This window comes from Solitalea canadensis DSM 3403, from assembly GCF_000242635.2.
GTDB classification, from domain to species: Bacteria; Bacteroidota; Bacteroidia; order Sphingobacteriales; family Sphingobacteriaceae; genus Solitalea; species Solitalea canadensis.
This window is the reverse complement of record NC_017770.1, coordinates 3,404,996-3,425,905: the sequence shown is the minus strand read 5'-3', so window position 1 is coordinate 3,425,905 and position 20,910 is coordinate 3,404,996. Positions and strand designations below refer to the sequence as shown.

The following is a 20,910-nucleotide window of genomic DNA, read 5'->3' as shown; positions in this document are numbered from 1 at the left end:
ATACTATAAAAGACGCAAAAGTTATTATTGATTTTACCGATTGATAATTTACTTTTTATTCAAAACTTAAAATCAGATACAAATGAGTGCCATTAAAAAAAGTGCTTTAGGGAAGGGATTGGGCGCCTTGTTGGCGGAAAATGACACTACTGAAATTCACGAAAATTTACACAAACCGACAGCAAACACTGCAACAGCTCCTGCTCCTGTAGTTAATGCCGCTGGTTCGGTTTCGTTTATTCCTGTTGATAAAATCGATACGAATCCATTCCAACCACGTACAGATTTTGATGAACTGGCATTAGGTGAACTTTCAGAATCAATAAAATTACAAGGCATTATTCAGCCATTAACATTACGTAAGCTGAATGATGACCAGTATCAGTTGATTTCGGGTGAACGTCGTTTACGTGCATCTAAACTTGCAGGTTTAACAGAGGTTCCTGCTTATATCCGTACAGCCAACGATCAGGAAATGTTGGAGATGGGTCTGATCGAAAACATTCAGCGTGAAGACCTGAATGCAATTGAGATCGCTATCAGTTTCCAGCGTATGGTTGATGAAGTAGGACTGAAACAAGAAGAATTGGGCGAGCGTGTAAGTAAGAATCGTTCTACTGTAACCAACTATCTTCGTTTGTTGAAGTTGCCTCCTGTTATTCAGGCGGGTATTCGCGATGGACGGATCTCTATGGGCCACGCAAGGGCAATCATCAACGTAGGCGATATCGATAAACAGTTATGGATCTATCGTCAGATCATTGAAAAAGAACTTTCTGTACGTAAAGTAGAAGAGTTAGTTCGTGATCTGGGTAAGAAAACAGAACCTGTGGAACGTAAAGAACCAACTACGATGTCATTCCACTTGAAAAAAGTTCAGGATGGGCTTTCTTCAAGATTCGGCACTAAAGTAGCTTTACGAATCGATGATAATGGAAAAGGTAAAATTGAAATCCCTGTTCTGTCTACCAATGATTTGAACAGAATTCTTGAATTAATAGGTGAATAAAGTATTGAGTCATTTAAACTCAAATAATTATATAAATACGTTTCGCTGTGTTTTTACGGCGTTATTAGTGTTTGTGGCTGTTACCTTCGTAAAAGCACAAACACCTGCTGATTCTATTAAAAAAGCTACATCTATACTTAAATCCGATTCGATCAAGGCAAGCAAGAAAGCTAAGGATACAGTAGAAATAGAATCGGTTGTAAAGCAAAAACGGGTTCGTACTCCTAAAGATCCTAATATAGCTTTGTTTAGGGCTGCAGTGGTACCTGGTTTAGGACAGATTTACAATAAACGTTATTGGAAACTGCCAATTGTATATGGTGGATTTGCAGCACTCGGTTATGCAATTAATTTCAATCAGAAGTACTATACAGAAACTCTGAACGAATACATAGCCCGTACTGATGGAGATATTAATACAAAACCAAATACCGAAAAATACGGAGATGCCCGAGATGAGCAAATCATTAGTGCGAAAGATTTCTATAAGCGGAACCGTGAGATTTCTATCATAGGCACGGTTGCGTTATATGCTGCACAAGTTATTGATGCGTATGTAGATGCTGAACTTTCTAATTTTGATGTGAGTGATGATCTGTCATTAAAGATCGGACCTTCAATTAATCAAGGTTTTGCATTTAATGGTGCGCCAAATTATAGTGTAGGCTTAAGCCTTAAATTTACCCTGAAGAAATAGTTAACTCTGAATAATTATTCTGCGTAATCTTACCGACGGCGAACGCAGGATCGGTGTAACCACAATTCAAATATGAAAATTGCATTATTAGGCTACGGAAAAATGGGCAAAGAAATCGAACAGATAGCTTTGCAACGAGGTCACGAAATTGTTTTGAAGATCAACGATACTAATTTGGATGAATTAACCGTTGAAAACCTTCGAAAGGCGGATGTGGCTATTGAATTCAGTATGCCATCAACTGTATTGGGTAATATTGATCTTTGTTTTCAAGCAGGAACTCCTATTGTGGTTGGAACAACCGGTTGGTATGATCAATTTGAAAATATAAAGACTCGTTGTGCAGAAGAAGGGAAAACGCTTTTCCATGCTACCAATTTCAGTATTGGTGTTAATATCACTTTCCATATTAATAAGGTGCTTGCTAAAATTATGAACGGTTTTAACGAGTATGAGGTGGAAATGGAAGAAATTCATCATACGCAAAAACTGGATCATCCAAGTGGTACCGCAATTACGTTGGCAGAAGGAGTTATTGAGCATATGGAGCGTAAGAAAGGTTTTCAGGCTTGGTTAAATGATGGAACAGAAGCAAAACCGGAAGTATCAGCAGATACGTTATTGATCGAGGCTCTTCGTCAGGAGGCTGTTCCAGGTACACATACTGTAAGTTATATCTCTTCAATCGATCGCATTGACCTTAGACATGAAGCCTTTAACCGTAAAGGATTTGCCACTGGAGCTGTAATAGCCGCCGAATGGCTTAAAGATAAAAAAGGGATTTTTACAATGAAGGATCTCTTATCGTTTTAGGTTTACGTATAATAATTGTCAGAAAATAATTGATAATTATTAGAAAAAATAGATATTTAGCGCGACTAACATCGAAACTTAAAACCAATAAAAATCATTGGTGATAAACCAGAAACCATGAATTTGAAATTTTGGAAAAAGAACGGCACTGCTGCTGCCGAGAATACTAAAAAGAAATCTGCTGCCCGTGAATGGACAGATGCTATAATTTTTGCGGTTGTTGCTGCAACAATTATCCGTACTTTCTTTATTGAAGCTTATACAATTCCTACTCCTTCAATGGAAAAATCATTGTTAGTAGGCGACTTTTTGTTTGTAAGCAAAGTAAATTATGGTCCCCGTACACCGATGACGCCATTGGCATTTCCTTTTGCTCATCATACTATCTTGGGTATGAAGGCTTATTCGGAAGCTGTTCAATGGGATTACCATCGTATTCCTGGTTTTCAGGATATTAAAAATGGAGATGTTGTAGTGTTTAACTATCCTGCTGATGTTGATCCGGCAACAGGACAACCTCGTCCGGTTGATAAACGGGAAAACTATATTAAACGTTGTATCGGTATTGCAGGTGATACCATCAGCGTGGTTAAAGGCGAGGTTTATATAAACGGAAAACTGGTTCCTGATCAACCAAAAGGTCAAACTGATTATACTGTTCAAACGGACGGAACAGACTTTAATCGCAAAACTTTGCAGGAAATGGGTGTAAGTGGCGATAAAATCACTGAACGGGCTTACGATCTTACCATGACTCCTGAAAACGCGGATAAAATAAAGCAATTCAGCAGTGTGAAGAGTGTAAATAAATTCGTTTACCCTGATTCAATTCCTGATCCTGGAATTTATCCTCAGGATCCTTTACATCCGGGTAACGTAGATAACTTCTCAGCTGTCTGGATTCCTAAAAAAGGAGCGACCATTAAATTGACGAAAGAAAATATTGGTTATTATCGCAAAGTTATCCAGTTCTATGAAAAGAATGATTTTAAAGAAGATGCTACAGGTTTTACCATTAATGGTCAGAAAACAGATAGCTATACCTTCAAAATGAATTACTACTTTATGATGGGAGATAATCGTCATAACTCTTTAGATTCTCGTTTCTGGGGTTTTGTACCAGAAGACCATGTTGTAGGAAAAGCATTGTTTATTTGGATGAGCTGGGATGCCGATGGCGGTTTCTTTAGTAAGATTCGTTGGAGTCGCTTATTCAGAGGTATCCACTAATAGAAAATACTTAAATGGAAACGGCCGGCATTATACCGGCCGTTTTCTGTTTTTAATAGTCAATAATGGTAAGAATAAAAAAATAGGTGCTAGATTTTAAAATTCTTCTTACTTTTATTGTGCTATGAAATTATAATACGCCCCATCTTTTAAGCTTGCTGCATTGTAAATGTGGCTCACAGCTTCTATTTATCTTATTTAATTAGTTTATTTTCTTGTTTTTATGACGTTTATGCATAAAATACGTACGTTTTTTTCATTGGTGAAGAAAGCTGTAAAAGGTACCGAAACAGAGTTCACCACAGGTAGTATTGATAAGGCCATCTTAATGCTATCTGTTCCTATGGTTTTGGAAATGGCTATGGAATCATTGTTTGCAGTGGTTGATGTGTTTTTTGTGAGCAAAGTTGGCAAAAATGCGGTCGCAACTGTTGGATTAACAGAATCTGTGCTGACGATCATTTATTCACTTGCAATGGGGTTAAGTATGGCTGCGACAGCAATGATTGCACGTCGGATAGGAGAAAAGGATGAGAAATCTGCTTCTGCAGCCGCCTTGCAGGCAATTTATATTGCATTAGGATTATCGGCTATTGTCAGTATAACGGGAGTCATATTTGCTGAGGATATTCTTCGATTAATGGGAGCATCTCCTGCCATAATTGAAGAAGGTCATTTATACACTCGCATAATGTTTGGTGGCAACTTTTCGATCACACTGCTATTTCTTATCAATGGAATTTTTAGAGGGGCTGGAGATGCTTCTTTGGCAATGCGTTCACTCTGGATTGCCAATATTGCTAATATTATGTTAGGTCCGATATTAATCTTTGGATTAGGACCTATTCCGGCTTTCGGGGTAACAGGGGCAGCAATTGCAACAACTATTGGACGTAGCATCGGTGTCTGTTACCAGGTCTATCACTTGTTCAAAGGCAAAGGAATCATAAAAATGCACTTAGATAATATTGCAATTCGATTTGATATTGTTAGTCGTTTACTAAAAGTAGCAGCAGGAGGTGCTGGTCAGTTTTTGATCGCTTCTGCAAGCTGGATTTTCCTAGTTCGTATTATTTCCATGTTTGGAAGTGAGGCACTAGCTGGCTATACAATTGCTATTCGTGTAGTAATTTTTGCCATCATGCCTGCCTGGGGAATGGCGAATGCAGCTGCCACATTGGTCGGACAAAATCTGGGTGCCGGTTTCCCTGACAGAGCCGAGCGATCAGTTTGGAGAACAGCGTTTTTTAACATGCTATTTTTAGGATCGTTAGGGATTTTATTTCTCTTTACAGCCGAGAGGGTAATCAGTTTATTTACACATGATCCGGGCATTATTATGTACGGGAAGCAATGTCTGCAGTATGTGTGTTTGGGTTACATCTTCTATGCTTACGGAATGGTGATCAGTTCATCATTTAATGGGGCAGGAGATACGAAAACTCCTACTATTTTGAACTTGTTCGGATTTTGGGCAATTCAAATTCCGATCGCTTATTTGATGGCGGTACACTTAAATATGGGCCCTAAAGGAGTATTTATTGCGATTGCTGTAGCAGAGTCCTTATTAGCGACAGCTGCGATACTTGTTTTCCGGAGAGGGAATTGGAAGACGGTTAAGATTTAAGGAAAAGATTGATTTAGGTGTCATCCTGAGGAACGAAGGACCTTTTCAATACGAGCTTTTAACAAAGGGATGCTTCCTTCGTCAGCATGACACTGAAAATCTATCTATATAATTTCTTTTTGGATTACAGCGCCCGGTTTATAAATAAACAGCAGATAAACCAGAGCTAGTAAGTTTCCAATTGCTGATAAATAAAATACCAACGGCACATTTTTGATAATATCCTGGAAGATCCATCCTGCAAAGAAGGCACCTAAGCCAATGCCAATTTCCAACGCAATGTACATGGTGGCAACAGATCTTCCTCTTAAATGAGCTGGACCTAATTCTACTGCCCATGCTGAAACTGCAGGGGATAACATTCCTGCAGCAATTCCATATAAAACGGCCCCCGACAACCAACCCCAAACAGTATGTATACTGGCAATCCAGATTAAAGAAACAACATAAATAACCAGAGAAACTTTCATAACAGGTATTCGACCATATTTATCCGAAACTTTACCAGCCAGGAATCGAACCACCAAAGAGGCTATGGTAAATACAGTAAAGAATAAACCTTTATTTTTTATTCCTAAGTGTTCCGTCCAGTCGGGAACCAAGGTAACAATGGCCCCATAAGCTAAATAACTCAACAATGTAACCCAGAATACAGGCATTGCTGACTTTTCTAATATTTCATCTTTGCTGATCTTAAGGAATGAAAACTGAAATCTTTCTTTCTTTTTCAGTGATTCCTTCATGTTAAGCAGTATGCCGATTGAAAGAAATGCGAATACGGATGAAATGTAGAAGAGAACGTTGATGGAATAAGCACTTGTAATGGCACTTCCAATAGCCGGACCGATGGCCATTCCGGTACTGAAACACAATCCATGAAACCCCAAAGCTTCGCCCCAACGATTAGGAGGGATCAAGTCGGCTACATAAGCAGCAGTTGCGGTGGGTTTAAAACCTGTAGAGAATCCGTGTATAAGTCGTAAAAAAAGAAATCCTGCTACTGATGTAAGAACAGGATACAAAAAGCCGCAAACAAAGCACACCAAGGAACCAATTGCCATTACGGGGACTCTTCCGATCTTATCAGTCAGCTTTCCGCTGAAAGGCCTCGAAATACCTGCAGTAAGTGTAAATAATGCGATGATCAATCCTTTGTACTGAGCTCCACCTAAACTGCTTAAATAAGCAGGAAGCTCGGGAATCAGCATATTAAAACTTGCTGAGAACAGAAAGGAACTTAAACAAACTAAAATAAAGTTAAATGTATAAATAGAGGGCTCTCGCTCTGATTGCAACTGCATGAAAAAATGGGTGGTTTGAGCCGCAAAGATATTTATTAATTGCGAGTTACGTGTTACGAGTTTTAAAATAGCAGCTCGTAACACGTAATTCATAATTTTTGGTTATTTAATGTCAACTTTTTTCATCTCTTCGCGTCCAAAAAACACTGGGAAATACATCATTTCGGCTTTTGCCGGATTTAGAATATACCGACCACCGAAACGAGGGATTAAATTGATTGTATAGGTGTAAGTACCTTGTGTAAGTTTTGTACAAAAGATAGAAACTTTATTTTTAAGGTATTCGCGATGCGTTTCTGAAGAATTCCTGTAATAACTATAGTTTTCTTTATCGCCATAAGAACAGCCGGACGGAATAGGAATCTCAATCATCACATATTCAGCATCTGCTTTAACTTTAACCACTGCTTGTAAAACAACCTTATCTCCTGCAGCGAGGAAGCTGATCTCTTTGTTGTTTTTTTCAAACCACGTCCTTACTTCAAAGTCTTTGTTTGATTTCATCGGATTTTTATTCCAGTTTTGCTGATAAGCCGTTATGTAAGCAGGTAAAGTTCCGGTTTTATTTACTGTAATTGTTGCAGATGGTTCATAAGAAGTTTCATAAGGGAACTTCTCAACAGTTTCATTTTTATTGCCATTGAGTACAAGTTTAACAGGCTTTAAACTGCTAGAGTCTTTTAACAGATCAGGCAGAAGCGTTTCAAGTATCAATGACGATTCATAAGTATTTCGCCATTTTCCATCTTTACGCTGTTCAAAAAAGTAGTTTCTTATTTTAGTTAGTAGGTGATCATCTGTATTGGCAGATTTCAATATTTTATAACTTAAGAGTGTTTCCTGTATGCTATTGTTAAACATATGATAGCCATTGTTGCCCCAGTACCAGTTGCCAAACATAGTTGATTTATGCTTTTGCTTTAAGACTTCTATATCAACTTTTAAACCCAAGGATTGCTTAATGTGCATTAAGTTCAATAAAGTATAATCACTCGGTTTAAACTTCATCGTACTTATGCTATCCTCAATTTGGCTAATCATTCTATTGAAATCGGGTTTGGCCTCTAATGCTTGTAATAGTTTTACCGTTCTGATCTTTTCTTCAACAGATTCTCTGGTAAATCTATACATTAACTCATCGATAAGACCCTGTTTGTTAAAATTATCAGCTTTAAATCCCGCTTTTTTGGCGTCATTAAGGGCACCTACAACATGATTCGTAATCCAGGATTGATCAGCTGAATTAGGCCACCATCCCCAATGGCCAGTAGGTTGTTGATTTGCGTTTAATTTTTTGATGATTTCGTTTATGTCTTTATCTCCATCAAAGGGTTCTTTTAATAATGTCTTTATTTTTTTCTCGACTATTAACGCTTTTAGTTTTGATGCTAACTGTTCATTACAGTAGTATTCATAGTTTCTGATGTGCTTCGCTTCACTTAATAATACGGGTAAAGCAGAAGCTTCTGCTCTAAAAGTAATTTTACCACCGTCTGGTTTAAGTTTGATATGAATACTTGTATCACCCTCCAATGCATAAAAAACGCCATTGGTTTCTTTGACACCCTGATCGTATACAGGTATTTTTCGTTCTTCCCCATCACTGTAGTCTGTAGAGCTTTGTACAAGACTATATAAAACATTGATGCTATCTTTTGTATTTACCATTATAGGAATGGTATCAATAAAGGCATTAACTACTTTAATTGTTTTTGTAAAAGGCGCTTTCCCATTCAGGCTTATTCTTCTCTCTACAGTAGTTTCATCAAATGTGTAATTACTGATTTTGCCTAGAATATTAATACTATCACCTTCAATAGCAAAACGAGGTACTGCTAATGATGCGGTTAAAGATTTAAATGATTTAATCGATTTCTCTAGAAAACCGGTCAGTTTGTTGCCGCCCATTCCTATAACATACGTATTCCATTTAGAAATGTCATCCGGCATTGTCATCTTAAATTTCGCCTTGCCATTTTTATCAGTAGTTAAATGAGGTTGCCAAAATGCTTCATCTGAAAAGTTTTTTCTTAAACCAACTGAGGCAGTTGCCACACTATTTTCAGAGTGGGTGTTATTTGATGGTTTTTGAGTTGTAATTAATATAACACCCGAGGAAGCCATAGCCCCGTATAGTTTAATAGCTTCTTCTCCATTAATTAGCTTTACCTCCTGAATTGTATTAGGATCGATATCGCTTTGCTTACCGGAGAATGGTAAGCCATCGACCAATATCATAGGAGATGCATTGCCAGATATACTTGACAGGCCTCTAATCCTTATAGTGTTAGAAGAACCAACCGCTATTCCTGCAACTTTTCCCTGAAAGGAACCTTCCATTTGGACATCAGATAACGACAATGATTTTTTTTGCTGCTGTACGCCATAGCCTGTAACAACAACCTCTTGAAGCATTTTGAGATCAGCATGCATGGTTACATTAATAAAAGAACTATTATCTATAGGTATTTCCTGCGTTTGATAACCTACAAAAGTTACCAGTAATGTTCCATTAGGAGGTATCCGGAGATAGAAGTGGCCGTTGGCATCTGACATTGTACCGTATGGCGTTCCTTTAACCCGGATGGATACACCTGGTAAGGGGCCTTGATCCGTTTCATCAACTACTAGTCCTGAGATACTTCTGGTTAGTTGTTTATTGCTGAAATATGATTCATTAAAAGCCTCGCTTATCTGTTTTTTTGTATTATCATAGTAGGAAAGCGCTTTGTCATTGTCTTTCGATTCAATTAACCGGGCAATTTTTAAACTTGTGGAATCTCGTTTTAATGGCTTTACAGTTCCGGTAGTTATAAAATTAAACCCATTTGGCTTGATAATTACATTTTCAATCATAAAATACCTGTTTTCTTTGAGTAGAAAGAAAATACGGTATTCACCAGCTTCAAGCCGGCCAATATTAAGCCGATTGCCCGGATAGAACCGAATAAAATCAGGATTAGTGTAATTGTACAGGATAATGTTTTTTACAAAAGGAATAACTCCGTTTTCCTGTTTACCTAAATTAATCTGTAAAGTTGCTGACGCATTGTAAGGTAGATTTGCGTTTTGAAATAACGGTGTTGTATGAGATCTCATATCAAGATAGTATTGCCATAGGCTGTCTATCTCCGTTTTTGTTACCTCAAATTCTTCAAAATCAGGTTCAAAAGGTATTGAATCTAGTTTATTGCTAAAAGGAAACTTTCTTTCAATAGATTTCATTTTTAACAAGTCAGACTCAAACGTGTAGGTATAATCAGGTTCTATTGAAAAATGGCGATCAAACTTTTTGTATAAGTTAAACTTTGCACCCAATCCATTTAAAGGACCTGCCAGAATAGCCGGCTGTTTCTTATTAAAAATTGGATTAAGGAAGAAAATGCGATTACAATTATCTATCCAAGCAGGGTTTGAATTGAAATTATTGTCGACAACGATAAGGTATTTATTCAATAATTTACTTTCATAATCGGTTAGCGTATCAGTAACAGATATAACCTTAGTGTTTTTAAACGACCTTAAACTATCAATGTTAATGCTCAAAATTAGCTTAGCGCTTGCAGGAACAAAAACAGAGTCAAGCCGTATCATTTTACTGCTGGTTCTTAATCTGATGGAATGATAGCCCGATCCGACGTTAAAGCTATAACGGTTTAACTGAGTTGTTTTGCTAAAATAAACAGGTATTTCATCTACATATAGAATATGTACTGGTGTTATCTGCCCTTTTTTAACTGTGAAAGGAGCTAATTGCGAGGTGCCGTCATGGGTTGTTTCAATATTCTTATAAACAGAAGGAGTATTTAAAAAACGATAATATTCAATCGTATCAAGGTTTAATTCTTTTGCCCAGCGTTTCCAATTAATCAGAAGATTGCCACTTTCATTTGTAGTTTCTACTGATGAAGGAGGAATAGGCTGATAAGAGAAATACTGTTTTCCAAAGTAAGGCACAAAGGGTGTTGAATTTTCCTTAAATTTAGAGGTAAATCCATATGCTGTAAGATCAGCTTCTTCGACTGGTTTATTGTTTGCATCATTCACTGTTACTTCAACATCCAATTTTTGTCCTGGATAAACAAGGGCTGGTAAATTGGTTTGAATATTAAGCCTCTTTTTTAATGCTGGGACATCCCGGCTAATGATCTTTGGTTCTCCGCCCCAGAAATAATGTAACAGTATTTTACAATTCTTTGGTGTATGAATTGATGTTGCCAAAGAAAATTCAGAAGATTTTCCCTGAGCAATTATTTTCTTGTTAGCAAGAATTGAATAATGGAACTCATGCTTTTGAGGATTATCAATAAAAACGAATAGAGAATCTCCAGTTCTTTGGGCTGAAATCGTGGGCTCCTTTAGCAGATCAGCTACAAGAATTTTTTCTTCGGACGAATCAACTTTCACGCTATAAAAACTTACAGCAGAATTTATCTTAAATGCTCCTGGAATCTGATACGGTGTGGTTGAAATAGTGTCGCCATCATTTGAAAATCCTGTAACTGTAGCTGTTACATTATTTTCTTTGTTTCTTATTAACCAGGAAAGTTTTATCGTATCATTATCACACTTCGTAACAAGTTTACAAACCTTTTGTATTCGTTCAAATGATAAAGAACGATCAAAGCGCTGATTGTCACTATTGGTAAACTCAATTGTAGCTTGTCCATAAAAGTCACCCTCTGGGAATTTATCCGCAGGGACTTCAATACGAGTTTCTCCAACCGGATCAAGTGTTTGGGTGTGCGACCACAATGTATCAGGAATAAAATGATTTTTCGAACTCAGATTTGAAACATTTAAGGTTTTTATAAGAATTTTAACTTTTCCATCCGGAACAGTCATGTCATTCTCGTCAACAGCTTTCATGTACAATGCAACTGGTTCTCCAATTTGGAATCGTTTTTCTGCATGTGCCGAAAAACTAAGGTCTTTCAATTCATAATCTTCATATTCAAATTCACCTTTTATGAAGAACTTTTTATGGGAAAGTTCATAATAGTCATCATCCTCATCCTCACTTACTGTTTTAGCTTTCTCGCTAAACTTTTCAAGGTAGATAAATTGCTGATCATCCAGATCAAGATCTAAAGAATCTGTAAGTACAAATTTAAACTCAAATGCACCTTTCCGGTAAGCAGTTGTTGTTCCTAAAATCCTTAATTCATCATACTCATCATATCGAACTCCCACCTTTACAATAACTCGGTTATCGCTTATCGGATTTCCTTTTTTATCGGTAATAAAGGCTTTAAATTTTACCGTATCGTTTGGTCGATATTTAGGCTTACTAACTACCAGATAGCCTGTGTGCATTTTTAGGAAGTTTATATCATCGTCATATCTATATCTTTTTTTTGTGATAGGATTCCAGATGTGTTTCTTAAATGGATTTACCACATTACGGGTGATGAAAGAAGGAGAATAATAGGAATAGGGCTTTATCTTATTAGGCCCTTGAATGTTAAAAAAGTTAGGAATGCCTTCATGGATTATTTTTAATAACCCATGCGTTTTGTTCAACCTCCTGCTGTAAGACTGGTTCTTTGAATCAAAGGGAATACGCTTATTATTTAAAGAAACTTCTGCATTAGTTATTTCAGTTAAATTACCAGGACTCGTTAATCGCAGAACGAATTCCTTTTTGCCATTAAATAAGTAGGGCTGAACATTAGCTACCTGAACCAATGAATAATTAAGGTACTGGAATTTAGCATTTACAAATGCATAAGTTCCCGGATTCAATTGTTTGTTTAAACCCCTACTGGTTAAAAAGGAGTCAACTGGCTTACCTAGGAATGTTTCATCGAATGGAGTTCGTTTCTTGGTTTTTACTTTTTTAAGTCGCTGCAACTGCTCATTATTGAGCTTGAAAACAAGTGTATGTGCACTGCTTCTGCTACTTGCTGATAGTCTTTTCTGTGCAAGTAAATATTCACAATTAAATAAAAGTAGAATAACGACTAAAGGTATGATGTAAAAACGCATTAAAAATGAAAGTATAAGATGCTTAATTATAATGATCTGCTAACTAATAGTTATACTATTCTAAATACGAAATAGTTGCTAAACATTTATTTTAATGAGGGTAAAAGGGAAAGAAGAGGGATATTAATCGCAAAGCCGCTAAGACGCAAAGTTTAAAGTAATTCTTTGCGCCTTTGTGGCTTTGTGTGATTTTGATAGCTATAATTTAATTAGGTTTCGGGTCTTTGCAATAATTTCAGTTGGTTCCTGTGCTAAACCATTTTGTTGATATACAATAGTTCCGGTATGGTCTATTAAATGAATAGCATTGGAGTGATCGAAACCTCCGTCTGATAGTTTCTTAATTCTTACGTTTAAAACATTTGCTAATTCCATGGTTGCATCCTCAGAAGAAGAAATGCATATCCAATTATCATTCAGTTTATATTCATGACCAAATTCAACAAAACGTTCCGGAGTATCGTTTTCCGGGTCCATACTGATTAATAAGAATTGTATATGTTGCAACTCCTCTTTCGTGAAAGCCTTCTCAATGCGTTGTATATCTGCTACTATTCTCGGACATGCAGATTGACAATGTGTAAAAACCATTGCGGCAATGGTAATTTTGGGTGATAAATCTTTTAATGATATACTGTCTTTATTCTGCTTTATCCATCTTGAGTCTAAATTGAAAACAGATTCCGGTGTAATAATCGTTTCAGTAACTTTTTCTTTAGCGTCGTCTTTTTTGCAGCAACTCTTGTCCTTGGATTCTTTACAGGCTCCTAAAGAAAGAATAACAAGACCCGCTATTATGGCGTTTATCTTAATAATCATATTAACTTAATTCTATTTGAGTTTCTGAATAATTAGTCACGGTAATCGCAATTACTTCACGCACCGAAAGCCAATGTTAGAAACAGTAAACTTTGCTTTTAAACTTGACCGCATAGCAAATCGCATAAAGGACGCATAGTTGTTTACATCCTTAGATGAAAAGGAGCCTCCGCCACAAAAGAGCGTATTATCTAATCCGCTATTCTCCCTGGATTCACCGGTAGTTAGAGCACTGTTAAAGTCATAGGTCCATTCCCAAACTAAACCATGCAGATCATAAATTCCGAAATAATTCTTAAATGTGGAGCCAATAGAAGGCATCGTTTTTGAATTTGGTTTGGACACCCAACTCAATATCCATTGATTAAAAGTAGGATCCTTAGAAGCATCCGGTTTTGTTTTACTAGCTTTTGCAGCAAGTTCCCACTCAGCAACAGTAGGCAATCGTTTTCCCTCGCATTCACAATATTTTTTTGCTGCAAACCAGGAAATATTTACAACCGGACTTAGTGCAAGGCTAGCAGCAAATGAAGTATCTGTATTCCAATGCTGAAGGTAATTTTTATCGGCGAAAATAGATTTGATATTGCTTTTTCGCCATTGCTGATTTTTTAGGATGAATTTCTTAAAGTCTGCATTCGTAACCGGATACACATCCATCATAAAAGGCTTGACAATTACCTTTTGGCTGTCTAATGAATACGGCGGCACAAAAGTGCCGCCATTAACTTTAGCCATTGGACGCTGTCCTTGACCTATTGCAGATAAATAACTGAATAAGAAGATCAATATGATGGAGAAATTCCTCATTTTATTTTCTTGCTTTAGCTACATCAGAAGGGGAAACTTCGCCTCCTTTGTTGCCGAAATTATTCAAGATATAAGTAGCAACTGAAGCTACCTGTGCATCACTTAAGATTTGTTTAGGCATTACACCATCATACTCCTTACCATTAACCTTGATTTTCCCTGAGCGTCCTTGTACGATTGTTTTGTACAACAGACTAGGGTCAGCTGCAAAGAAATCTGATGCAGCAAGAGGAGGGAAGGCTTTTTCTATACCTTTACCATCGGCTTGATGACAGGCCTGACAGGTACTTGCATAGATGGCTTTACCTTGTTCTAATTTTTCCGCTTTGGATAATGGTTTTGCTGCTACCGCAGGCTCATCAGGCATTGCCTGTGGGGCCCCTTCTGGCTGGTAGATGCGATCATCTTGTTGGCCGGAGTAAATGTTTTTATTTTCAGCTCCTTCTACTTTTATCATGCCCAAAGAACCTTTATTAAAGGTTCGGAATATAGAGTGATCAACCAAGATTAAATTAGCCGGAACGTCACATTTAAATTCTGTAATTGCTGAGCCACCGGCAGGAATTAATGTGGTTTGTACATTATGATTCAAAGTTGATCCACCTTCCACATATACATTATCAAATATTTCACCGATAACATGGAAGCTTGAAACCAAGTTTGGTCCACCGTTTCCGACAAATAAGCGAATACGGTCTCCAACATTTGCTTTCAACGCTTTATCTCCGGTTAGTGCCCCCACTTTACCATTAAATACTACATAATCTGCTTCTTCTTTGATTGCCTTTTCCATATCAAACTGCTGTAAGCCAGCTTCGCCATACTTACCGTTCACATAGAACTCACCCTGACAAACGTAATATTCTTTATCTACTTTAGGTAATCCTTCTTTAGGTTCAACCAAAATTAATCCGTACATACCATTGCCAATGTGCATACCTACGGGTGCAGTGGCACAATGGTAAATGAACAGACCCGGATTCAGAGCTGTAAATGAAAACTGAGTTTCATGACCTGGTGCTGTAAAAGTGGCTCCTGCACCTCCTCCTTGTCCTGATACAGCATGTAAATCAATGTTGTGTGGTAGCTTATTATTTGGATTGTTTTTCAAATGAAACTCAATTAGGTCACCCTGGCGAACCCTGATAAATTTACCAGGTACGCTTCCGCCGAATGTCCAAAAATTGTATTTAACACCGTCCATTAGCTCCATTTCCTTTTCGATTACCTCAAGGTTAACAATTACTTTAGTAGCATGTTTCCTTGTAATTGGCGGAGGAACATTTGGTGCATCTGTTAAGACGGCAACTTCCTGACCTTCAATTTTACTTGTCTCATTTGTTGTTCCTTTAGTACCTGAGTTCTGACACTCGGTCATTAATAATCCAGATAGTACTGAAAAGACTAAAATACTAAGTCGTTTTATTTTCATAGTTGGTAAGTTTATGGTATTTGGGTTTATTGAATACTAAAAAAGTATGTTAATTTATTAATTATTGTGGATGCTTTAATCTTCATTTAGTTTTCTAATATTTAATACTCCGGTTTTAATATTTTTAGGAGGAGAGGTAAATATGATTTTGCTTAAGACTTTAGCAAAAATAGAAGCAGATAAAGCCATTAAAAAATGATTTATATCATAAAGGGAAAAAAATTAAACTTAAATAGAGGTCGTTCAGAAACAAAAAACAATTGATTAGGGGATAAAAAGAAAAACCGCCAAGCCCAAAGAATAATAAACTTTGCGACTTGGCGGCTTTCCGTGATTGTATTCTTTTATCCTTAATTTCCTTTTGCTCGTTTTAAAGCGAGTCCTTCCAGTACTCTTCTGATATCATTGATCTTGCCAATTTCAGAGAATAAGGCACTTTCATCATCGTTGGCAATAAGATCACGAAAATCCTGCAGATTTTTCATGTATTCGTCTACCGATTTTAAAAGCGACTTTTTATTTTGAATAAAGATCGGTGTCCACATTTCTGGGGAACTTTTGGCTAAACGGGCTGTAGAAGCAAACCCCGAACCTGCTAACTCAAAAATGTTAGTTTCGTCTTTTTCAATCTCCAAAACGGTTTTTCCTAAAACGTATGAAATAACATGCGAAAGATGTGACACATAAGCAATATGGCGATCGTGCTCTTCGGCTCCCATGTGAATCACATGCATGCCGATAGCCTCATGAATAACCTTTACTAATAAAACAGCTTTCGGGTCTGATTTTTCTTCTTCGCAAATAATGGTTGTTTTTTTATCATACAAACCATCAATGGCGGCAGACGGTCCTGAGTTTTCAGTACCGGCAATCGGATGATTGGCAACATAATTACGGCGTTTAGGATGGTTTTCCACTACCTTGCAGATCTCCGACTTGGTAGAACCTACATCCATTACAACCGTCTTCTCATTAATAGCATCCAGAACCAGAGGAAGTACCTTTAGTGTTGCATTTACTGGAACGGATACAATAACAAGGTCAGCATCACTTACCGCTTTTTCGAGAGGTTGATATTCATCAATAATGCCAAGCTCTTTAGCTTCAGCACAATGTTTTTCGTTCTTATCAACACCAATAATATGTTTTGCGATTCCTTTAGAACGTAAATCTTTAGCGAGTGAGCCTCCGATCAGACCCAATCCAATAACGGTTAATTTCATTATAATTTGTGTGAATCGTAAAGGTAGTAAAGTTAGTCCAGAGTCAATAGTCCAGAGTCGATAGTCCAGAGTTCATCGTTCAAGGTCGATAGACCATAGTCAATAATTAAGCTATCAACTATGGTCCATGGACTATGGTCTATATACTTTTCGGAAACGTTACTTCCATTTTTGTGGCCAGACAACGAAGGTCTTCTACTACTAAGGAAATTAATGGAATTCCTGCTGTTATGCGTTCGTTCTCTGCTGCTGTTTCAGGTTCACCGGGGATGATTACTGAATCGTATCCAGGAGCGGTTTCAGCCGTTTTAAAACGATGTACCCAGTTGTCCATATGCTGTTTAAATTCATCAACCGGACGGAAACCGTCTACACGCATAGCACCCAAAAAATGACCTAAGCCTTGTCCGGGTTGATTATCTAATGGATCTAAGAAAGCAACGAAAGGAGGAACCCATGGTCCATAGCTTGCGCCAGAAAGTACAGCTGATAAGATATCTACTACAGAACCCAGACAAAAACCTTTGTGACTACCATGATCGCGATCGCTACCAAGAGGCAAAAGTGAACCTCCTTTTTTTAAACCGTTAGCATCAGTAGTGTCATTTCCGCCTTTATCCTGAATCCAGCCATGAGGAACTTCCACATCCTTACGCTGAGCAATTTCTAATTTGCCATTCGCAGCTGCTGATGTGGCCATATCCATTACCACAGGCGCATATTTTCCTGTTGGAAATGCATAACAAATCGGGTTGGTACCTAGCATTCTTTCTGTGGAGAAAGTTGGGGCAACGAGGGGAGAAGCATTTGTCATCGACATGCCAATCATATCTTTTTCAACAGCCATCATTGCATGATAGGCAGCGATACCAAAATGATTGGAGTTTTTAACGGAAATCCAGCCAGAGCCAGCTTTTTCAGCTTTTTCAATGGCAATTTGCATGGCTTTTGGTGCAACAACTAAGCCCAGTCCGGCATCTCCATCAATAGTTGCAGTACTTGGTGTTTCATGCACTATACGAATATTTGGGGTCGGATTGATACGGCCTTTTTGCCATAAGCGAACGTATCCGCTTAAGCGAGCGACACCATGTGAATCAATACCTCGTAAATCAGCTTTGATTAATACATCAGCGGCAAGTTCTGCATCATGGAGCGGAACCCCCATTTTTAAGAAAATATCAATAGTAAATGTTCGTAATCTCTCAACATCAAAAGTACTGTAGCTTACTTCGGCCATTTTATTTTTTATTTTTTGTGTCTGTCATTAAGTTTTTGCACTAATGACAAATGAATAGATAAAGTTTATTTTTTACTCGAAAATGGAGAATTTAAACTCCAAAGGATCAAATTTTTGGTGTAACATATCAATAAAACAATTTCCTTGTTTTAAGTAAAACGGCATAAAGTTGTCGCTGCGCTCTTGTAGGGAACCATTCGGGAATAACTTCTCCTTTACTTTAACAATCTGATTGGTTTGTTGTTCAAATTTTTTCTTTTCAGCTTTAGACAGTTTGCTCTCTAAACCTTTTAATGAATTGAAAAACTTAGTTTTTTCAGCTTCTACACTGCCTAACAAAGTGGGGTCGATATTTTGGGCCTTTAACGCAATTTGAGTGAAGGCTTTTTCAATCTTCTGCACTTCTACATCCAGATTCAATTCGTTGGTGCTTTGTTGCTTTACAAAGAAGTCAACTAATTTGTTGGTATCAGTAAACAGGTTCTTTGCGTCAAGGTTAAGGTGTTGTAGTTTCTTTTTTGAAGCTTCGTCAACTACTAATGCGGAGTTACGAAGTACTAAAACCGGAAAAAATATCTTATAAAAGTCGAAAGTTGATTTAAGTTCCATCCAGTAATTTACCTCTGCACCACCGCCTATGTAAGCAAGGTTAGGCAAAATACATTCTTCATACAAAGGACGCATGATTACATTTGGACTAAATTTTTCAGGATGATTATCAATTTCCCCTTCAAGTTCTTCTTGGGTAAAGTTGATGTTGGTATTTAAAACTGTGTACTTGCCATTTTCAAAAACGATACGTTCGCGAAGCTGGTCGTCAAGGTAAAAGAAATTGATTTCTCTCGGTTTAACCTGCACATTAGCACCAACTTCTTCTAATTGTTTTATGGTTTCATTTACCAGTTTAAAACTATGTTGCTCGGTTATGTCTTTTTTCATAACAGATGCAAATTCTCGTTTTAACTCTCGATTATCTGCATCAATGACCACCAATCCATATTCACCAAATAGTTCATGTACAAAAGCTCTAGTTGCATCAGCAAGATTACCATGTTTTAAATAACTTTTTTCAAACAACGAAGCAAGTTTTTGCCCTTGTTCTGAATCACCTAAAATGGTTTTTAGTTCATCATAAACAGAACTCAAGGTTTCTGTCGACAAACGTCCGGTTGCACCCTTTGCTTCTAACTCCCATGTTAACTTTTTACTGAAGATACTGAAGTGATTGATCTCTTCGAAATCGTGATCTTCTGTAGCCATCCAGTAAACAGGAACAACTTTAATCCCAGTATTGGCCATTTCAATCTCTTTAGCAAGATTGATGGTAGTTATTATTTTGTAAATGAAATATAATGGTCCGGTACCGAGGCAAAGTTGATGACCAGTTGTTACTGTATATGTATTTGCATTTAAAAGAGCATCAATATTTTCAGTCCAAATGCCACTGCCTAAACTTTGGTATTGCAGTTTCAACATATCAACCAAAACCTTTCTATTTATCGGCGATTTAGTGCGGTCGGCAATTACTTGCTGGAAAGAAGTTATATGAGGTTGATACTTATAAAATTTTGAAAGGGCAGGCGAGTTGGAAAGATAATCTGTAAGGGTTTTTGAAAAAAATCCCGTAGTAGAGTAATTTATCTGTGTACAATCCATTTATAGATACAGGTTAATAATAGTAAACAAATCAGCCAACAGTTAATTAGCTGATTTGTTTAGTTATTTTGTCTTAGACAGGCCCGAAAATACTAAATAGTTGTTGATCAGTTGACTTTATTTTGCCAATATTCTTTCTGCATGACAGATGCGATCTGCGTACTGTTGTCGTGACTCCATCCTGGAGGATAAAAAATATACTTAAGCTTATCGACAAATGAAGTACTTTTTTTTATGTCTTTTTGAATAGCTGAAAACTCATGAAAGATCAGATCCACAGGACCTTGTTCATCGGGTTTTTTAGTGATGCCGAATCGTAATTCCTCTTGATCGAGTTCTTCCTGGAATGTTCCGAATAGCCGATCCCAGATAATGAACACCATGCCCATATTCTTATCGAGGTAGATAAGGTTTGATGCATGATGAACACGATGATGTGAAGGTGTTACCATAATATACTCAATAATCGGATGGAGTTTTTTAATGGTTTGCGTATGAACCAGGTTACCCCAGGTTTGGGTAATCAGGTACATAAACAAGATGTCAATAGCGCTAAAACCCATAAATGCCAATGGAACATAGAAGAATACACGGTAGACGGGTTCTAATACCGATGATCGAAACCCGGTGGTAAGGTTAAAATAATCCGACGAATGGTGAGTGATGTGGGCTGCCCAGAAAACCCTGCTATAGTGACACACATAATGTAGCAGCCAGTATAGAAAGTCTTGAGCCACGAATAAAACGATCCAATACACCCATACGTTTTCGATTTTAAAGAGATGAAAACCGTAGAAAAAATTGAGAACGAAAAATGTTGCGGCTTTTACACTCAGATTGACAATAAAGGCACATACAGCAAAGTAAATATTAGTAAGTGTGTCTTTGGTCTTGTAAAGGTGTTTATTTTCTTTATAGCTAAAAATCATTTCCACCAACGTTATGGTGAAAGTAAGCACAACAACTGTTATTAGCAGGTTGCCACGAGAAAGAGTTACCATAATTGTACAAAGTTACAATGTATGGAAACAAAAAAGCCGGCGAAAGTTTCCGTCCGGCTTAATA

At 37.3% G+C, this 20,910-nt stretch carries 14 protein-coding genes; 5 read left to right on the top strand and 9 right to left on the bottom strand.

Translation table 11 applies throughout. The features are described from left to right. Positions 1-82 precede the first annotated feature (82 nt). The 5 genes from SOLCA_RS14125 to SOLCA_RS14105 all read left to right on the top strand — a co-directional run bounded on the left by SOLCA_RS14125 (position 83) and on the right by SOLCA_RS14105 (position 5,376). Positions 83-1,009 carry a ParB/RepB/Spo0J family partition protein gene (locus SOLCA_RS14125; RefSeq protein ID WP_014681144.1) on the top strand — a complete coding sequence of 309 codons (927 nt, stop codon included), beginning with the start codon at positions 83-85 and terminating at the stop codon, positions 1,007-1,009. Further along, a complete protein-coding gene (locus tag SOLCA_RS22460) occupies positions 1,002-1,706 on the top strand; it encodes a DUF5683 domain-containing protein (protein WP_014681143.1) in 705 nt (234 codons plus the stop codon). The genes SOLCA_RS14125 and SOLCA_RS22460 overlap by 8 nt, the downstream gene beginning before the upstream one ends. Before the next feature lie 72 nt (positions 1,707-1,778). Next, positions 1,779-2,519, top strand: coding sequence for a 4-hydroxy-tetrahydrodipicolinate reductase (gene dapB, locus SOLCA_RS14115; RefSeq protein ID WP_014681142.1), 741 nt, complete (start codon positions 1,779-1,781; stop codon positions 2,517-2,519). Positions 2,520-2,636: 117 nt separating this feature from the next. After that, positions 2,637-3,749: a signal peptidase I gene (gene lepB, locus SOLCA_RS14110; protein WP_014681141.1), complete on the top strand. Its 1,113-nt coding sequence runs from the start codon at positions 2,637-2,639 to the stop codon at positions 3,747-3,749. Between the two features lie 232 nt (positions 3,750-3,981). Then, a complete protein-coding gene (locus SOLCA_RS14105) occupies positions 3,982-5,376 on the top strand; it encodes an MATE family efflux transporter (RefSeq protein WP_245536714.1) in 1,395 nt (464 codons plus the stop codon). Between the two features lie 104 nt (positions 5,377-5,480). Here the strand turns inward: SOLCA_RS14105 and SOLCA_RS14100 are convergent, their stop codons facing one another. The 9 genes from SOLCA_RS14100 to SOLCA_RS14060 all read right to left on the bottom strand — a co-directional run bounded on the left by SOLCA_RS14100 (position 5,481) and on the right by SOLCA_RS14060 (position 20,846). Beyond that, positions 5,481-6,770 (bottom strand): MFS transporter, encoded by a 1,290-nt coding sequence (locus tag SOLCA_RS14100; protein ID WP_014681139.1) that lies wholly within the window; start codon positions 6,768-6,770, stop codon positions 5,481-5,483. Positions 6,771-6,779: 9 nt separating this feature from the next. Further along, positions 6,780-12,665 carry a carboxypeptidase-like regulatory domain-containing protein gene (locus SOLCA_RS14095; protein ID WP_014681138.1) on the bottom strand — a complete coding sequence of 1,962 codons (5,886 nt, stop codon included), beginning with the start codon at positions 12,663-12,665 and terminating at the stop codon, positions 6,780-6,782. 198 nt (positions 12,666-12,863) lie between these two features. Then, positions 12,864-13,484 (bottom strand): SCO family protein, encoded by a 621-nt coding sequence (locus tag SOLCA_RS14090; protein WP_014681137.1) that lies wholly within the window; start codon positions 13,482-13,484, stop codon positions 12,864-12,866. A 51-nt stretch (positions 13,485-13,535) separates the two neighbouring features. After that, complete coding sequence (locus SOLCA_RS14085) at positions 13,536-14,294, bottom strand: formylglycine-generating enzyme family protein (RefSeq protein ID WP_014681136.1); 759 nt, start codon at positions 14,292-14,294, stop codon at positions 13,536-13,538. 1 nt (position 14,295) lies between these two features. Continuing rightward, the gene (gene nirK, locus SOLCA_RS14080) at positions 14,296-15,726 is read right to left on the bottom strand and encodes a copper-containing nitrite reductase (protein WP_014681135.1); all 1,431 of its coding nucleotides are present in this window, start codon (positions 15,724-15,726) and stop codon (positions 14,296-14,298) included. 350 nt (positions 15,727-16,076) lie between these two features. Further along, positions 16,077-16,949, bottom strand: coding sequence for a prephenate dehydrogenase (locus SOLCA_RS14075; RefSeq protein WP_014681133.1), 873 nt, complete (start codon positions 16,947-16,949; stop codon positions 16,077-16,079). A gap of 139 nt (positions 16,950-17,088) precedes the next feature. Then, a complete protein-coding gene (locus SOLCA_RS14070) occupies positions 17,089-18,189 on the bottom strand; it encodes an Ldh family oxidoreductase (protein ID WP_014681132.1) in 1,101 nt (366 codons plus the stop codon). 72 nt (positions 18,190-18,261) lie between these two features. Further along, positions 18,262-19,845, bottom strand: coding sequence for a bacillithiol biosynthesis cysteine-adding enzyme BshC (gene bshC, locus SOLCA_RS14065; protein ID WP_014681131.1), 1,584 nt, complete (start codon positions 19,843-19,845; stop codon positions 18,262-18,264). A 107-nt stretch (positions 19,846-19,952) separates the two neighbouring features. Beyond that, positions 19,953-20,846 carry a sterol desaturase family protein gene (locus tag SOLCA_RS14060; RefSeq protein ID WP_014681130.1) on the bottom strand — a complete coding sequence of 298 codons (894 nt, stop codon included), beginning with the start codon at positions 20,844-20,846 and terminating at the stop codon, positions 19,953-19,955. Positions 20,847-20,910 lie beyond the last annotated feature (64 nt).

What these genes read in the sequence shown, in the direction of transcription:
- lepB (WP_014681141.1), top strand. Translation starts at nt 2,637, where the DNA reads ATGAATTTGAAATTTTGGAAAAAGAACGGCACTGCTGCTGCCGAGAAT.
- bshC (WP_014681131.1), bottom strand. Translation starts at nt 19,845, where the DNA reads ATGGATTGTACACAGATAAATTACTCTACTACGGGATTTTTTTCAAAA.
- SOLCA_RS14100 (WP_014681139.1), bottom strand. Translation starts at nt 6,770, where the DNA reads ATGAATTACGTGTTACGAGCTGCTATTTTAAAACTCGTAACACGTAAC.
- nirK (WP_014681135.1), bottom strand. Translation starts at nt 15,726, where the DNA reads ATGAAAATAAAACGACTTAGTATTTTAGTCTTTTCAGTACTATCTGGA.
- SOLCA_RS14095 (WP_014681138.1), bottom strand. Translation starts at nt 12,665, where the DNA reads ATGCGTTTTTACATCATACCTTTAGTCGTTATTCTACTTTTATTTAAT.
- SOLCA_RS14070 (WP_014681132.1), bottom strand. Translation starts at nt 18,189, where the DNA reads ATGGCCGAAGTAAGCTACAGTACTTTTGATGTTGAGAGATTACGAACA.
- SOLCA_RS14085 (WP_014681136.1), bottom strand. Translation starts at nt 14,294, where the DNA reads ATGAGGAATTTCTCCATCATATTGATCTTCTTATTCAGTTATTTATCT.
- SOLCA_RS14105 (WP_245536714.1), top strand. Translation starts at nt 3,982, where the DNA reads ATGCATAAAATACGTACGTTTTTTTCATTGGTGAAGAAAGCTGTAAAA.
- SOLCA_RS14090 (WP_014681137.1), bottom strand. Translation starts at nt 13,484, where the DNA reads ATGATTATTAAGATAAACGCCATAATAGCGGGTCTTGTTATTCTTTCT.
- SOLCA_RS14075 (WP_014681133.1), bottom strand. Translation starts at nt 16,949, where the DNA reads ATGAAATTAACCGTTATTGGATTGGGTCTGATCGGAGGCTCACTCGCT.
- dapB (WP_014681142.1), top strand. Translation starts at nt 1,779, where the DNA reads ATGAAAATTGCATTATTAGGCTACGGAAAAATGGGCAAAGAAATCGAA.
- SOLCA_RS14125 (WP_014681144.1), top strand. Translation starts at nt 83, where the DNA reads ATGAGTGCCATTAAAAAAAGTGCTTTAGGGAAGGGATTGGGCGCCTTG.
- SOLCA_RS14060 (WP_014681130.1), bottom strand. Translation starts at nt 20,846, where the DNA reads ATGGTAACTCTTTCTCGTGGCAACCTGCTAATAACAGTTGTTGTGCTT.